The sequence below is a fragment of the Kribbella sp. NPDC003505 genome (assembly GCF_040610875.1).
In the GTDB taxonomy this organism is placed as follows: Bacteria; Actinomycetota; Actinomycetes; order Propionibacteriales; family Kribbellaceae; genus Kribbella.
The window spans coordinates 18,182-31,967 of sequence record NZ_JBEXNA010000003.1; the positions used below are offsets into that span (position 1 = coordinate 18,182).

Sequence of the window (13,786 nt, forward strand, 5' to 3'; positions counted from 1 at the left end):
GTGCCGTCAAGCAGCTGTCCTGAGAGGAATCTCGTGTTCCCCACGTTCACTGTTCCTGTCCTGCCCGACGGTGTGGTCAGCCGGTCGATCAACGCCGAGAACCGGACCGGCGCGCCCGGTGCGGCTGCGCGGGCCGCGTCGGCGCTCGGTCCGTCCCGAAAAGGTTCGCCCGCTCTCGTGCTGCCCGCGGGGGAGACGGCTGTCCTGGCCGAAATCGACGGCCCGGGCGTGATCCGGCACATCTGGCTGACGGTTCCCGACCGCACCGAGCGCGGTCCGTTCGTCCTCCGGGACCTCGTCCTGCGGGCGTACTGGGACGGGGCGGACCTGCCGTCGGTCGAGGTGCCGCTCGGCGACTTCTTCTGCAACGGCTTCGGCACCCGCGCACTGGTCACCTCCGCCCCGATCGTCGTCGCGCCGACGGGTGGGATGAACTGCTACTTCCCGATGCCGTTCCGGACGGGCGCTCGCCTCACGCTCGAGAACCAGCACGCCGGCGAGCTGCCCGGGGTGTACTTCCAGATCGACTACACGCTCGGCGACGACATCAGCCCCGGTACGCCGTACTTCCACGCGCAATGGCGGCACTGCGACGGTACGGCGGCGTTGGGCACCGACCACGTGATCCTCGATGGGGTCGAGGGCCGCGGCACGTACGTCGGCACGTATCTCGCGCTGACCTCCCTGCATCGGTACTGGTGGGGCGAGGGCGAGGTCAAGTTCTTCGTCGACGGCGACGACGAGTTCCCGACGTTGTGCAGCACCGGCCTGGAGGACTACGCGGGCGGCGCGTGGGCCTTCCAGGACGCGCTGCGCACCGACCCGGAGCCGGAGATCGTCACCTTCAGCGCGCCGTACTGCGGGTATCCGTTCCACTCGGCGCGCGACCGGACGAAGGCGTCGCCGTTCTCGACCGAGGCCCTGCCGATGCACGGCCTGTACCGCTGGCACCTGCCGGACCCGATCCACTTCGCCGAACGCCTCAAGGTCACCGTCCAGCAGATCGGCGCCTGGGACCACGGCCTCTTCGAACGTCAGGACGACATCGCCACCACGGCGTACTGGTACCAACTCCCACCCCACAACCCGTTCCTGCCACTGCCCGAACCCGACTCCCGCCACCCCCGCTAGGCGACGGTCCGGCGGCCGAGCCTCAGTGCGGACGCTCCCGGATCACGTCGGGGGCGGACTTGGGGCGCCGAGGGTCAGCGGCGGGGGCCGAGCGGGTCGTCGGCCGGAGGCGTGGGGGAGCGGCGGGTGGTGTTGGTGAGGGACCGTTCGGGGAGCCAGATGACGAAGGTGCTGCCGACGCCGAGCTCGGAGTGCAGCGTGACGGTGCCGCCGTGGGACTCGGCGATCTGGCGGACGATCGCGAGCCCGAGACCGGCCCGCCGCTGGCCGGTCGACGGCACCGTCGCGGGCGACTGCTGCTGGCCGGCCCGGTAGAACCGGTCGAACACGCGATCGGCGTCGTCGGCTGCGATCCCCGGGCCCTCGTCGCGGACCGCGATCCACGCCCAGCCGTTGCGGCTTCCGACCGCGAGCACCAGTTCGCTGCCGCCGCGGGCCAGCCGGACCGCGTTCGAGAGCAGGTTGTCGACCGCCCGGCGCAGCGCCGACGCGTCCCCGGCGGCGACCGGGCCGGGCGCGAGCCGCCGTACGACGCGGAGCTCGCGGTCGGCGGCGAGCAGCTCGTACTCCTCGGCGGCCTCGCCCGCGATGGTGGCGAGCTCCACGTCGGCGTCGACGAACGCCGGTGACGACCGGCGCGCGGAGGCGAGCAGGTCCTCGACGAGCCGCGTCATCCGCTGGATCGCGCGACCGACGATCGCGGTCGCCTGCGCGCGGTCGTCCGGTGTCGTGTCGTCGTGCGCCAGGACGGCGTCGACGTTCGCCTGGATCACGGCGAGCGGGTTGCGCAACTCGTGCGAGGCGTCGTCGACGAGCTGACGCTGGGACAAGAACGCAGTCTCGAGCCGGCCGAGCATGCCGTCGACCGTGTCGGCCAGGTTGCGCAGCTCGTCGTGCGGTCCCTGCAGGGCGATCCGGCGGGACAGGTCGGTCGCGGAGATCTCCTGCGCGGTGGCAGTGATCCGCCGTACCGGACGCAGGACCCGGCCCGACAGCCACCAGCCGGTGCCGAGACTGACCAGGAACAGCGCGCCCATGCCGGCCGCCGAGTAGTTCCGCAACGTTTGGAGCGTCTGGTAGTTGACCGCGGACTGCACACTCGTGAGCTCCGCGGCCTGGATCACCTGCCCCGGCTTGAGATGGAGATTGCCCTGCGCATCCTTGTAGTACTTCTTGACCTCGATCTGGTCCAGCGGCTTGGGCTCGAGGATCTGGGACAGCGCGACGTACACGCCGCCGAGCAGCAGGGCGGACAGCGCGATCAGGACAGCGGAATAGGTGAGCGTCAGGCGGAACCGGATCGTCTGCGCCCAGAGCGGGAGCTTCATGTGTCACCTCGGAGGCGGTAGCCGCGGCCGATCACGGTCTCGAGGATCGGTTCCTCGCCCTCGCGCGCGAGTTTGCGGCGCAGGGTGCCGACGGTCACCCGGACGGTCTGGGTGAAAGGATCTGCGTTCTCGTCCCAGACGTGTTCGAGCAGTTCCTCGGCCGAGATCACGTGCCCGGGGCGCGACATCAGGTACCGCAGGATGCCGAATTCCTTCAGCGTCAGCGGGAGCTCGCGCCCGGCCCGGGTGGCCAGGTGCCGCGAAGAGTCCAGGACCAGGTCGCCGACGTGCAGCTGGGTGGTGCCGTTGGTGACGTCGCGGCGGAGCAGCGCGCGGATCCGGGCGAGCAGCTCGACCAGCGCGAACGGCTTGGTCAGGTAGTCGTCGGCGCCTTCGTCGAGGCCGCGGACGCGGTCGGCCAGCGAGGCGCGCGCGGTCAGCATCAGCACCCGCAGCTCCCGTCCCGACGCCACCTCGATCTCGCCGCGGCGGACCGCGCGGCACAGGTCGAGGCCGCTGGTGTCCGGCAGCGTGATGTCCAGGATCGCCAGGTCGTACGGCGTGCTCGCGAGTTTGTCCATCGCCTCGGCGCCGGTGGTGGCCGCGTCGACGGCGTACCCGGCCCGGCCGAGTCCCGAGCGCAGCGCGCTGACCAGGCCTTCCTCGTCCTCCACCACAAGTAGTCGCACGCACCCAAGGTAGCCGGGAACCCGCGCCGGTCCGGCCTGTGCTTTCGGCGGGCTTTCGGTCGGCTTTCCGGTCGTTTTCGCGCCTGCTTGATGAGCTGTGGCCAGGCGAATCGAAGGAGATCCTGATGAAACTCCCGGTCAAACGGCTGGTCCTCGGCAGTGCGGTGGCGGTGGCGGCGCTCGGTGCGGGCGGGATCGCGTACGCCGCCGGAAACGACCCCGCGCCGGAGCAGGGGTACGTGACGGTGGAGGACGGCGACACCACGCCGTCACCAGCGCCCTCGAAGGACTGTCCGGACAAGGGCGGCCAGGGCGGCCAGGGGCAGGGCGAGCAGCCGTCCCAGCCGTCCGAGCAGAACCCTGCTGGAAACGCATGACCGCGGCAACGCTCGAGCACGCGCTGTTCGAGGTGAAGCGGGTTGTCGTCGGGCAGGACCAGCTCGTCGAGCGGATGCTCGTCGGGTTGCTTGCCCGCGGCCACTGCCTGCTGGAAGGCGTGCCGGGCGTCGCCAAGACGCTCGCCGTGCGCACCCTGGCCGAGGTGATCGGCGGCCGGTTCGCCCGGCTGCAGTTCACCCCGGACCTGGTGCCCGGCGACATCATGGGGACCCGGATCTGGCGGCCGTCCACCGAGGGGTTCGACACCGAGCTCGGCCCGGTGTTCGCGAACCTCGTCCTCGCCGACGAGATCAACCGGGCGCCGGCCAAGGTGCAGTCCGCGCTGCTCGAGGCGATGGCCGAGCACCAGGTCAGCATCGGCGGTACGTCGTACCGGCTGCCGGAGCCGTTCCTGGTGCTCGCGACCCAGAACCCGATCGAGTCCGACGGCGTGTACGCGCTGCCGGAGGCGCAGCGGGACCGGTTCCTGCTGAAGATCACAGTGGACTACCCGACGCCGATGGAGGAGCTGACGATCCTGCAGCGGATGAGCGCGCACCGGCCGCACGCGAACGCCGTCCTCACCCCGGAGCAGGTCGTACAGTTGCAGGAGGCAACGGACGACGTGTTCGTCCACAACGCGGTCGCGGAGTACGTCGTACGCCTCGTGCACGCGACCCGCGTGCCGTCGCAGTACGGGATTCACGATCTGGCCGGTGTGCTGGAGTTCGGCGTCAGCCCGCGGGCGACGCTGGGACTGGTCGCGGCCGGGCGGGCGCTGGCGTCGCTGCGTGGACGAGACTACGTGTTGCCGGCCGACGTGTACGACGTCGCGCTGGACGTGATGGCGCACCGGTTGGTGCTCACGTTCGACGCGCTCGCCGACGGGGTCGATCCGCGGTCGGTTGTCACGCGGATCCTGCACACCATCGAGCAGCCGCACGTGGTGCCCTCCGACGACGCCCAGGGCTCGGCGGCATGACCGACCTGCTGATCGGGCGGGAGCGGGCCCTGCGCGCGCTCGAGCTGACGGTGAAGCGGAAGCTGGAAGGCTTCCTGCACGGCGAGATCACCGGCCTGCGCAGCGGTCCCGGCAGCGAACCCAACGAGGCGCGCCCGTACCAGCCCGGTCAGGACGACGTACGGCGGATGGACTGGAACGTGACGGCTCGCTCGCTGGAACCCCATGTCCGGGCGCCGCTGGCGGAGCGCGAGCTGGAGACGTGGGCCTTGCTGGACGCGTCCGCGAGCATGGACTTCGGCACCGTGCTCAGCGAGAAACGCGACCTGGCCGTCGCGATCGTCGGGGCGGTCGGCCTGCTCTCCGACGGCCCCGGCAACCGCCTGGGCGTCCGCATTGCCCAAGGCAACGACCTCCGTCGCCTCTCCGCCGCCTCCGGTGCCGTTCAACTCCGGCGAACCCTGCGCACCCTTTTGTCGCTGCCCCGACCCGAGCCAGGCGCTGTTCCGGCGACAGATCTGGGTCTGGCGATCAGTCGCCTCAACCGCGACCACCCGCGGCCGGGCCTGCGCCTGATCGTGTCGGACTTCCATGAATCCGGCTGGGCGGATCCGCTGCGGAGATTGGCGGCCAGGCACGAAGTGATCGCGGTGGAAGTCCTGGACCCCCGCGAGCTCGAACTCCCCGAGGTCGGCCTGCTCACCCTCGTCGACCCGGAGACCGGACGACGCCGCGAGGTCCAGACGTCCAGCCGCAGACTCCGCCGCCGGTACGCCGACGCGATGGCGGTGCACCGCGAACAAACCACCCAGGCGATCCGGGCCGCCGGTGCGGCGCACCTCGTGCTGCGCACCGACACCGACTGGGTCCGGGACGTCGCCGCCTTCACCACCGCGCGCCGCCGGGCCGGCGTCCGGCGGAACCCGACTGCTGTGAGGACCAGATGAGATTCGAGCAACCGCTGTGGCTCTGGCTGCTGGTGCTGGTCGCCGCGCTCGTGGCGGCGTACCTGATCGCCCAGCGCCGCCGGACGAAGTACGCCGTCCGGTTCGCGACCCTCCCGATGCTGGAGAAGGTCGCCCCGAAGCGGCCCGGCTGGCGCCGGCACGCGCCGGCCGCGGCCTTCCTCGCCGCGCTGACCGTGCTGACGATCGCGATCGCCCGGCCGGTCGCGGACCTCCGGGTCCCGCGCGAGCGCGCCACCGTCCTGGTCGCGATGGACATCTCGAACTCGATGGCGGCGACCGACGTCGCCCCGAACCGATTCGAGGTCGCGAAACAGGCCGCGGTCCAGTTCGTGCGGGACCTGCCGGAGAAGTTCAACGTCGGGCTGGTGTCGTTCGCGCGCACCGCGACCGTGGTGTCGGCGCCGAGTACGAACCACCAGGCGACCGTCGACGCGATCAACAGCCTGCAGTTGAGCGACTCGACAGCGATCGGGGACGCCGTCCTCACCAGCCTGCAGGCGGTGCGGACGATCGACCCCGACGATCCGCCGCCCAGCCGGATCGTGCTGCTGTCCGACGGCGGCAACACCGCGGGCAGCCCGGTCGACCAGGCGGCCGAGGCGGCCGCGCAGGCCGGCGTACCGGTGTCGACGATCGCCTACGGCACGCCCGACGGAACCGTGAACCTGGAAGGACGCGAGATCCCGGTTCCCGCGGACACCGAGGCACTGCAAGGTCTCGCCGACGCGACCGACGGGTCCTTCTACGAGGCCGAGAGCGACGAGCAGTTGCGTGACGTCTACTCCGACCTCCAGTCCTCCATCGGCTGGACCACCGAGCCGCGCGAGATCACCAACCTCGTTGCCGGGATCGCACTGGCGGCGGCGTTGCTGGCCGCGCTGGCCTCGCTGCTCTGGTTCTCCCGCCTTCCTTGATCAGGAGCCACCTATGCCTCCACATCTGGGCCACCCGTTCCGCGGACCGGACTACGTCCCCGGTCCGCCCCCCAGCTCCGTCACCCCGGCCCCCGCTCCGGCATCCCCCTCTCCGGCGGCGGCACCTCAGGCCGGGGTGACGGCCCAGCCACTCATCCCGCCGGTAGCGCCCCCGGTTGCTCAGCCGGTTGCTCAGCCGGGCGTTCGGTCCGGCGCGGGGCGGCGGCGCGCAGGGCTGGTCATCGGCACGCTCGCCCTCTCCATCACGGCCGGCGGACTCGCCGGCGCCGTCACCGGCGGCCGTGGGCCCGCGACGGATCTCCAGCAGTCGTCAGCACCTCCCGCGGCCGCCCAGGGTTCCATCACCGCGGCCGCCGCGAGCGTCCTGCCGGGCGTCGTCTCGGTCCGGGCAGGACGAGCGACCGGCTCCGGCTTCGCGGTCGACCAGCAAGGTCATGTGGTCACGAACGCACATGTCGTAGAAGGAGCGAGTGATGTCTCACTGGTCCTGTCGACCGGCCGTACCGTCGACGCGCGAGTCGTCGGCGCCGACGAGGACAACGACCTCGCCGTACTCCAGGTCGCGCCCGCCGACGCCGCGGCCCTGCGCGCGCTCCCGCTCGGCCGGTCCGCACAACTCCAGGTCGGCGACCCGGTGCTGGCCGTCGGATCCCCACTCGGCCTGGAAGGAACCGTGACCGCCGGCATCGTCAGCGCCGTCGACCGCCAGGCCCGCTTCGGCGACAACAGCACCCGCCAGACCGCGATCCAGACCGACGCCGCCATCAACCCCGGCAACTCCGGCGGCCCGCTCGTCAACGCCGCCGGTCAGGTCGTCGGCGTCAACACCGCCATCGCCACCCTCGGCGCCACCCGCTCCGGCAACATCGGCATCGGCTTCGCCATCCCGGTCGACCGGATGACCACCATCGTCGACAACCTCCTGGACTGACGCCGAAGATCAAAGGGGAGAAGGGCGGCCGAGCTCAGAGCGGTGGCTCGCTTCAGTGGCCGGCTGGAGGTCGTCTGTGTTCCGTCAGCGTGTCAGAACGCCCCGAACTGGTGAGCGGTATGGTCGGATCCTCAAAGGGCCGACCGCGGACGCCGGGGCCGACCGCCGAGCGTTGGGGTCCTGCACGGCGTCAGCCGGCCGACCATGCCGCTGGCCGACCAGGTCCCCTGCTTGTACGAACCCGAGTCGCAGCGTGTTCGTCAACCGCGAGGCACTGGTCGACGGCACCCTGCCTGCCTTGTTACACCTGTCGCCGTTTGCGGATCCGATCGCCACGCGACCACCGAACGCGGTTGGGAACCCGTGCTCGACGGCATACCTGGTACGCCGCCACCGTCCCGTACAAAACACAGCGCCTTCAAGCAGCTGAGTCCCCCCTTTTGGTGGGCCGGTTCCGAGTTCGCCAGGAGCGGTACAGAACCAACGCCCCCACGACACAGTCCGGCTCGGCCCGTACCCGGTTGCACGGGGCGGCGCGCCGCGCAGCGGGTCAGCTGGTACGACGCCGTTGCCTTGTGCAACCAGATGTCGTCGGACGCCCTGTTGCCGCCCGCGTAGGCGATCGATGGCGACCAGGTTGCGTGGGAATCGGTCGTCGCCCGGCTGCCGCTTGCCGACCGAGGCCGAGTGGCAATACGCATGTACCGGCGGCACGCCCGGCTACCGCTACGGACCACTCGACGAGATCGCGGGGTGCGTATGGCCGCGCGAGGGCTGACGCGCCAGCCGGATCCGTCCCCGAGGAACGACTGCGTCACTTGGTCGACGACCCGGGCCGCGGTGTCGTACTCCATCCAGTTGTGCCGGTTCGCCCGGGTGGCAGGACAATCGCACGCTGCCGGAGGCGCTGGAAGGACTCCTCGCTCTCTCCGACCGGCAGCAGCACAACAGCCTCCTGCCCGCAGGGCCGCGGTGAGGAGGTGTTGTGTTGTCCGCCCGCTACCCGGTGGCTGCAAAGGCAGCCGCTTGCTGGAGAACAGCCTCGTCGGCCCTCCAGCGCGAGCGGTCCGGGATGCTCTCCCCGCTGCCGGCTGCCTCGACATCCGCCGCTACCGCGAGTCCAACCCGACCGTCGCCCGGCAGTTCCGCACGCCGCGGCCCGGCATCCAGCGATGCCGCGCGCCCAGCTTGGGCGTCGTACAGCGCCGCCCGTCCAGGTTGTGCGTCGAGCGGTGCCGCGCGTCCGGGTTGGGCGTGGGGCGGTGCCGCGCGTCCAGGTTGGGCGTCCGGCGATGCCGTACGTCCGGGTTGGGCGTGGGGCGGTGCCTCGCGTCCGGGTTGGGCGTCGGGCGGTGCTGTACGCGGTGCGTCGGTGTCCACTGGTGCCGTACGTCGGGCCCGGGCATCTGGAGACGCCGTACGTCGTGGCTGGGCGTGTGGCGGTGCGGTGCGTCGCGCGGTGGTGGGTGCGGGTTCGGCCCAGGTGGGCCGAGTGACGTGGACTTCGCCGTTGGTGATGGTGATGTGCCAGCGGCCCTTGTGTAGGTCGGTGTGGTGACGACGGCAGAGCAGGGCGAGGTTCGAGACCTTGGTGTCGCCGCCGTCGATCCAGGAGATCAGGTGATGGGCGTCGCACATGACCGGCGGCGCCCCACAGACCACGCAGCCACGGTCGCGGGCCTCCAGCGCGCGGCGCATCGCCTTGGTGACCAGGCGCACCCGGCGGCCGACGTCGAGCGGCTCGGAGTTCGAGCCGAGCACCAGCGGGATGATGTTCGCGTCACAGGCCAGCCGGCGGATCGTGGCGGCCGATAGCCCGCCGCTGTAGACGGTGCGCCCGACCGCGTCCGCGGTCGCGGCCTTGAGGTCGTCGAAGTCGATCGTGACCGTGATGGTCGCCTTCGCGCCATACCCGGCCACCCGACCACCGGTCCCCGCGGCACCGGCTGCACCGGCTGTGTCCTCGGCGCTCTCAGCCGCCGAAGCCACGGCTGCGATGTCCCCTGTACCCGCGGTGCGCGCGGCGCCACCTGTACCCGCGGTCCCCGCGGTGCCCGCGGCGGGGTCGGTGGTGGGGCCGGTGGTGCGGCCGGCTGTGGGGCCGGTGGTGTCCCACACGGCGGCGGCGATGCCCAGGGCGGTGGACAGCGCGTCGGCCTGGCGCTTGTCACGCGGCCGCGGGTCGTGTTCGCCGTCGACGGTCTTGTGCGGGCGGGCACCGGCATGCACGACCGCCCGCAACAGCTCGGCGTTCTCGTTGGCCAGGAAACCCTTGAACTTCACCCCGTTGTCCGCGGCCGACAGCGTCAACGACTCCCGTTCGTAGGCCTTGTGCTCTTCGGGTTCGGGGCCGTCGGAGTCCAGCAGATCGGCGATCTCCTTCGCGGCCGTGCGCAGCTCGCCGGGCGACAAATGACCAGCGAGCCCGACCAGCTGCTCCGCGGCCGCATCCAGGTGCTCCACCGGCACCCGGGAGCGGACCCGGTCCAGCCCGAACACGATCGCGGCCGCCTGCGCCGGACGCACCAACCACCCGCCGTCCGATCCGCTGTCTCTCGGTCCGCCCTCTTCGGGTCCGCTGTCGTTGGCGGTGTCGGCGGTTGCGGTTGCGGAGGAGGCCGTCCGCTCGAGGGCGGCCGCCACGGCCGGGTAGTGCGGGGCGGCCTGGGCCAGCCGGAGGGTGCGGCGGGCGGCCGGGGCGTCCAGGCGGTACCGGAAGCGCAGGAGTTCGGCGGTGTCGCGGGCGCCGAGCTCTTCGGCGTACCCGGTGGACTCGATCGCGGCGATCACGCTCAGCCGGTACGCCTCCCGGCGGGCCAGCTCGGCCTCCACCTCGTCGAGAGTGGACAGCAGTTCGCTGCCACTCATCGACCACACCGGCCGCTCACCCAGAAGCTCCATGGCATTGACTCTAGATGGCGCCACCGACAGTTTCCGAGCCGGAATCCCCTTATTTTGTGGGCTTTTCGTGGGCCCACAACCAGCAAACACCAGCGAGTCCTCATCGCTCCGGCTAGTGGCGACCGGCGGTGTCGTACAGGACCGGATTGAGGGGGGATCGGGGGATCTCGCCGGGGGTGGTGCCGGGCATCCAGTTGGCGAGGTCGGCGTGCTGGTTGTCGTTGGTGGGAGCGGCGGCGCGGATGTCGGCGTCGATGTAGATGACGGTCATCACGCGCCGGGGCTCGGTGCCGCGGTTGGGGCCGGCGTGGTGGAAGGTCCAGCCGCGGTGGAAGGACGCATCGCCGAGGGCGAACGATTCGACGACGTCCTCGAAGCTCTGCTCGGCCACGGCGGTCTTCAGCTGTTCCTCGGACTCGTCGGAGATCGGGAGGTCGCGGCCGAAGGCGAAGTTGTGGCTGCCGCGGGCGAACGCGAGCGGCCCCATCTCCCGCGGGGTTTCCTGCAGCGGCAGCCAGATCGTCACGCACCGATCGGAGGACAACGGCCAGTAGTACTGGTCGGCATGCCACGGGGTGATGCCGCCGCTCGGCTCCTTGTAGAGCGCCTGGTCGTGGTACAGCCGGACGGCGTGCACGCCCAGCAGTTGCGCCGCGATACCGGCCAGACGCCGGGAGAACACGAGCTCCTTCACCAGTTCGTTCTGCTGCCACAAGTTCGTCACCTGCAGGAACGCCTTGCCGTACGTGTCGCGCTCGGCGAGCGGCAGGTGCTGGGTGTTGAGCCGGATCACCTCGGAGGTGATCGTCGGCTCGTACCGCGCGATGGTGTCTGGGCTCAGGACGCCGGACAGGTGGGCGAACCCGTCGCGGTTGAAGTCGGCGGTGGCGGTCGGCGGCAGACCGTCGTACGGCATGTCGAGCTCGTCGACGGAGAGGTCGGTGGTCGTCATGGCCTCCACGATTCCAACCGCGGCGCTCTGGGTGCTACGCCGCTGATGACCGGTTCCGGTACTCAGTTGTCCTCCTAGACTGTGCCGATGAACCCGCGCTACGAGCGGCCGGGAGTGCCGAGCGGTACGACGTTCACGTGCTTCACCAGGCGCGAGCGGTCGTTCGGCTTCGCCTGGCACTTCCACCGGGAGTACGAGCTGACGCTCATCACCGCGGGCTCCGGGACGAGGTACGTGGGTACCGATGTGGAGGGGTACCTGCCGGGCGATCTCGTGCTGCTCGGGCCCGATCTGCCGCATACCTACGCGTCGGATCAGCAGTCCGAGGCTGCCGTGACACAGTTCCGGCACGACTTCCTCGGTGCCGGCTTCTTCGAGCTCCCGCAGTTCGCGGCCGTCCAGGGTCTGCTGAGCCGCTCGGCCCGCGGTCTGTACTTCGGCCGCCACGAGCTGCACGCGGAGATCGCCGCGCTTCCGCGGCTGGCACCGGCGGATCAGACGCTGCGGCTTCTCGACGTACTGCGGCGTCTCGCCGGTGCGACAGCGACAGCGACACCGATCACCGGAGCCGGGTACGCCGCCGCGCCGAGCACCGCCGTACGGGATCGGGTCGACGTGGTGTGCCGGCACCTCCAGCAGGCGCACACCGAACCGGTCGTACTCGAGGAGGTCGCCGCGCTCGTCCACATGGCACCGACGTCGTTCAGCCGCTTCTTCCGCCGCGCGCTCGGCTGCACGCTGACCGACTACGTCAACCAGTTGCGCATCGAGACCGCCTGCCGTCTGCTCACCACCACCTCGCTCCCGATCACCGAGATCGCCACCCGCAGCGGCTACCACAACCTCGCCAACTTCAACCGCCGCTTCCGGGAGCAGAAGGGCATTCCTCCCACCAGCTACCGAGCCACCCACCACCGATCCGCCTGAGGTCGACGGACCCCGCGCACGTCGTACTGTGCAGGACCGGACGGAAGGGGAGCCGAATGCGGCGCGTGTTGGGTGTTGTTGCCGGGCTGTTGTACGTCGCAGTGGCGGTCCTGCTGTTCAAAGGGCCGAGTTTCGACATCGACGACGACGGTGAGGGAGCGGTGCACGTCAGTTGCGGCTCGCTGATCGCGGTCGGCTGGCCGAGCGACCACTCGTACCTCGACGACGAGAGCTCTACTTCGTGGGGCGACCACGTGACCGGCGACCGGAGCGTCGGCACCGCGGGACGGCTCGGGATCGCGCGCGACTGCTCGGAGCGGCGGGACACCTACCTCGCCCTCATCGTGATCGCCGGCGGCGCGGCGAACGTCGCTGCTGTCGCCGCGCTCGTCACCGGCCGCAGCGCCAGGAGTCCGATGAAAGCGTTTTGAAAGCGGCCTCCGCCACGCTGAGTCGACTGTGTACGTCGAGTGGGCTCGGGAGGCACGAGGGATGGCTGGTCAGCGGTGGGACATGAGTCAGGGCGCGTTCGACCAGGCGGCGAAGGGGACCGCCGGGCGCGCTCAGGACCTGGGCGGACTGGTCAAGCAGTTGGTCGAGGCCGCCGCGCCGCTGGAGGGGAAGTTCGGCGGTGAGGGCAAGAAGCAGTTCGACGCGTTCAAGCAGAACGTGGACAGCATCGCCGCGAGCCTGAACGCGGGGATGGCGCATCTCGCCGTCGGCCAGCACGGCGTCGGGACCGCGATGAACGCCGCGCAGAACGATCAGGTGACCACGGCCAAGCAGAACATGGGCGCGGCCGAAGGTCAGTCCGACGCCGCCCGCCGATTCAGCGGACGCTGAGGGGGACCGGGACATGAACGAGCGCAACAGCTACGACATCGCCGCCTCAGAGCAGGTACAGACCCGGGTCAAGCAGCTCTCCGGGCAGATCAACTCGCTGATCGGCCAGCACGAGCGATCGGTCCAGGTGTTGCTGTCGGACGCGTCCATCTCGGACGTCACCGAGGAGTACCGCAGCATCGAGTCGGCGTTCAGCAAAGCCGCCGAGGACGTGCGCGCCATCATCAAGCTGCTCACCGACACCCTGCAGGCCAACGACCGTACGGCGGACGCCGCGCTGAAGAAGGCCCGCTCCGCCGTCAACCAGATCCCGCACTGATGTCGGCGTCATGACGGACTGGGACATCGACCCGGAAGGGGTCAGCCAGGTGCTGCAGGCGACGTACGACGAGGCGACCAAGCTCGAGACGTACGCCGGGAACTACGGGCAGTACCTTCAGGGCGCGGCGAGCAACGCGGGCGGGCTGATCGCCGACGCGCTGAACGGATTCGCGATCAGCTACAACGGGACGTTCAACGCGATCGCGGCCCAGGTCATCGCATCGATGACCGGCGCCAAGGATGCCACGATCGCCTACCTGGACGGGCATTACGAGATGGCGCTGAACGCACAGCGCGGCGCCAACGGTGCGTTCGACCGCGAGCACCAGGTCGCGCAGCGCAAGTCGGAGGAGCAGTTGAAGGCGCGCGAAGGCCAGCGTGAACCCGGCTCGCCGGACCGCCCGGGGACGGGCAAGTTCGAGAAGGCGGGCAGCGAGGAGGTCGGCCCGGCCGAGCCCTATACCGGCACCGGGGCCACGTCGACGGTGGATTCCGGCAAGACCCCGGGCGGAGCCGCCTGA

Annotated in this window: 15 protein-coding genes and 1 pseudogene; 12 read left to right on the forward strand and 4 right to left on the reverse strand. The window is 70.6% G+C overall.

Going from position 1 to position 13,786, the window contains the following annotated elements:
* The first annotated feature begins 33 nt into the window (after positions 1-33).
* Complete coding sequence (locus ABZX12_RS09165) at positions 34-1,131, forward strand: glycoside hydrolase family 172 protein (RefSeq protein WP_355691367.1); 1,098 nt, start codon at positions 34-36, stop codon at positions 1,129-1,131.
* A 74-nt stretch (positions 1,132-1,205) separates the two neighbouring features.
* Here the strand turns inward: ABZX12_RS09165 and ABZX12_RS09170 are convergent, their stop codons facing one another.
* Both ABZX12_RS09170 and ABZX12_RS09175 read right to left on the reverse strand, forming a co-directional pair.
* Positions 1,206-2,459 carry a HAMP domain-containing sensor histidine kinase gene (locus tag ABZX12_RS09170; protein ID WP_355691369.1) on the reverse strand — a complete coding sequence of 418 codons (1,254 nt, stop codon included), beginning with the start codon at positions 2,457-2,459 and terminating at the stop codon, positions 1,206-1,208.
* Positions 2,456-3,148 carry a response regulator transcription factor gene (locus ABZX12_RS09175; protein WP_355691371.1) on the reverse strand — a complete coding sequence of 231 codons (693 nt, stop codon included), beginning with the start codon at positions 3,146-3,148 and terminating at the stop codon, positions 2,456-2,458. Before ABZX12_RS09175 ends, ABZX12_RS09170 begins: the two co-directional genes overlap by 4 nt.
* Before the next feature lie 125 nt (positions 3,149-3,273).
* Here ABZX12_RS09175 and ABZX12_RS09180 point away from each other — a divergent pair, with 125 nt between their 5' ends.
* The 6 genes and pseudogenes from ABZX12_RS09180 to ABZX12_RS09205 all read left to right on the forward strand — a co-directional run bounded on the left by ABZX12_RS09180 (position 3,274) and on the right by ABZX12_RS09205 (position 8,099).
* A complete protein-coding gene (locus ABZX12_RS09180; RefSeq protein ID WP_355691372.1) occupies positions 3,274-3,525 on the forward strand; it encodes a hypothetical protein in 252 nt (83 codons plus the stop codon).
* Positions 3,522-4,521: pseudogene (locus ABZX12_RS09185) on the forward strand (MoxR family ATPase); the annotation flags it as partial. The gene ABZX12_RS09180 and the pseudogene ABZX12_RS09185, both read left to right, overlap by 4 nt.
* On the forward strand, positions 4,505-5,434 hold the full coding sequence (locus ABZX12_RS09190; protein WP_355691374.1) for a DUF58 domain-containing protein: 930 nt from the start codon (positions 4,505-4,507) through the stop codon (positions 5,432-5,434). The pseudogene ABZX12_RS09185 and the gene ABZX12_RS09190, both read left to right, overlap by 17 nt.
* The gene (locus ABZX12_RS09195) at positions 5,431-6,369 is read left to right on the forward strand and encodes a VWA domain-containing protein (protein ID WP_355691376.1); all 939 of its coding nucleotides are present in this window, start codon (positions 5,431-5,433) and stop codon (positions 6,367-6,369) included. Before ABZX12_RS09190 ends, ABZX12_RS09195 begins: the two co-directional genes overlap by 4 nt.
* A 13-nt stretch (positions 6,370-6,382) precedes the next feature.
* Positions 6,383-7,321, forward strand: a complete 939-nt coding sequence (locus ABZX12_RS09200; protein ID WP_355691378.1) for a trypsin-like peptidase domain-containing protein — start codon at positions 6,383-6,385, stop codon at positions 7,319-7,321.
* A 625-nt stretch (positions 7,322-7,946) separates the two neighbouring features.
* The gene (locus ABZX12_RS09205; RefSeq protein ID WP_355691380.1) at positions 7,947-8,099 is read left to right on the forward strand and encodes an SUMF1/EgtB/PvdO family nonheme iron enzyme; all 153 of its coding nucleotides are present in this window, start codon (positions 7,947-7,949) and stop codon (positions 8,097-8,099) included.
* 221 nt (positions 8,100-8,320) lie between these two features.
* On the opposite strand, the gene ABZX12_RS09210 is transcribed toward ABZX12_RS09205, so the two are convergent.
* Together ABZX12_RS09210 and ABZX12_RS09215 are read right to left on the reverse strand one after the other, a co-directional pair.
* Positions 8,321-10,222, reverse strand: a complete 1,902-nt coding sequence (locus ABZX12_RS09210; protein WP_355691382.1) for a DUF222 domain-containing protein — start codon at positions 10,220-10,222, stop codon at positions 8,321-8,323.
* Between the two features lie 112 nt (positions 10,223-10,334).
* Complete coding sequence (locus ABZX12_RS09215; RefSeq protein WP_355691384.1) at positions 10,335-11,174, reverse strand: phytanoyl-CoA dioxygenase family protein; 840 nt, start codon at positions 11,172-11,174, stop codon at positions 10,335-10,337.
* A gap of 87 nt (positions 11,175-11,261) precedes the next feature.
* Between ABZX12_RS09215 and ABZX12_RS09220 the strand changes: the two genes are divergently transcribed.
* The 5 genes from ABZX12_RS09220 to ABZX12_RS09240 all read left to right on the forward strand — a co-directional run bounded on the left by ABZX12_RS09220 (position 11,262) and on the right by ABZX12_RS09240 (position 13,786).
* Positions 11,262-12,101 carry an AraC family transcriptional regulator gene (locus tag ABZX12_RS09220; RefSeq protein ID WP_355691386.1) on the forward strand — a complete coding sequence of 280 codons (840 nt, stop codon included), beginning with the start codon at positions 11,262-11,264 and terminating at the stop codon, positions 12,099-12,101.
* Between the two features lie 56 nt (positions 12,102-12,157).
* Positions 12,158-12,532 (forward strand): hypothetical protein, encoded by a 375-nt coding sequence (locus ABZX12_RS09225; protein ID WP_355691387.1) that lies wholly within the window; start codon positions 12,158-12,160, stop codon positions 12,530-12,532.
* Positions 12,533-12,593: 61 nt separating this feature from the next.
* Positions 12,594-12,944: a hypothetical protein gene (locus ABZX12_RS09230; RefSeq protein WP_355691389.1), complete on the forward strand. Its 351-nt coding sequence runs from the start codon at positions 12,594-12,596 to the stop codon at positions 12,942-12,944.
* Positions 12,945-12,957: 13 nt separating this feature from the next.
* Positions 12,958-13,263 (forward strand): hypothetical protein, encoded by a 306-nt coding sequence (locus tag ABZX12_RS09235; protein WP_355691390.1) that lies wholly within the window; start codon positions 12,958-12,960, stop codon positions 13,261-13,263.
* Between the two features lie 10 nt (positions 13,264-13,273).
* Positions 13,274-13,786 carry a DUF6507 family protein gene (locus ABZX12_RS09240; protein ID WP_355691392.1) on the forward strand — a complete coding sequence of 171 codons (513 nt, stop codon included), beginning with the start codon at positions 13,274-13,276 and terminating at the stop codon, positions 13,784-13,786.

What these genes read in the sequence shown, in the direction of transcription:
- ABZX12_RS09170 (WP_355691369.1), bottom strand. Translation starts at nt 2,459, where the DNA reads ATGAAGCTCCCGCTCTGGGCGCAGACGATCCGGTTCCGCCTGACGCTC.
- ABZX12_RS09180 (WP_355691372.1), top strand. Translation starts at nt 3,274, where the DNA reads ATGAAACTCCCGGTCAAACGGCTGGTCCTCGGCAGTGCGGTGGCGGTG.
- ABZX12_RS09190 (WP_355691374.1), top strand. Translation starts at nt 4,505, where the DNA reads ATGACCGACCTGCTGATCGGGCGGGAGCGGGCCCTGCGCGCGCTCGAG.
- ABZX12_RS09195 (WP_355691376.1), top strand. Translation starts at nt 5,431, where the DNA reads ATGAGATTCGAGCAACCGCTGTGGCTCTGGCTGCTGGTGCTGGTCGCC.
- ABZX12_RS09200 (WP_355691378.1), top strand. Translation starts at nt 6,383, where the DNA reads ATGCCTCCACATCTGGGCCACCCGTTCCGCGGACCGGACTACGTCCCC.
- ABZX12_RS09205 (WP_355691380.1), top strand. Translation starts at nt 7,947, where the DNA reads ATGGCGACCAGGTTGCGTGGGAATCGGTCGTCGCCCGGCTGCCGCTTG.
- ABZX12_RS09210 (WP_355691382.1), bottom strand. Translation starts at nt 10,222, where the DNA reads ATGGAGCTTCTGGGTGAGCGGCCGGTGTGGTCGATGAGTGGCAGCGAA.
- ABZX12_RS09215 (WP_355691384.1), bottom strand. Translation starts at nt 11,174, where the DNA reads ATGACGACCACCGACCTCTCCGTCGACGAGCTCGACATGCCGTACGAC.
- ABZX12_RS09220 (WP_355691386.1), top strand. Translation starts at nt 11,262, where the DNA reads ATGAACCCGCGCTACGAGCGGCCGGGAGTGCCGAGCGGTACGACGTTC.
- ABZX12_RS09225 (WP_355691387.1), top strand. Translation starts at nt 12,158, where the DNA reads ATGCGGCGCGTGTTGGGTGTTGTTGCCGGGCTGTTGTACGTCGCAGTG.
- ABZX12_RS09230 (WP_355691389.1), top strand. Translation starts at nt 12,594, where the DNA reads ATGGCTGGTCAGCGGTGGGACATGAGTCAGGGCGCGTTCGACCAGGCG.
- ABZX12_RS09235 (WP_355691390.1), top strand. Translation starts at nt 12,958, where the DNA reads ATGAACGAGCGCAACAGCTACGACATCGCCGCCTCAGAGCAGGTACAG.
- ABZX12_RS09240 (WP_355691392.1), top strand. Translation starts at nt 13,274, where the DNA reads ATGACGGACTGGGACATCGACCCGGAAGGGGTCAGCCAGGTGCTGCAG.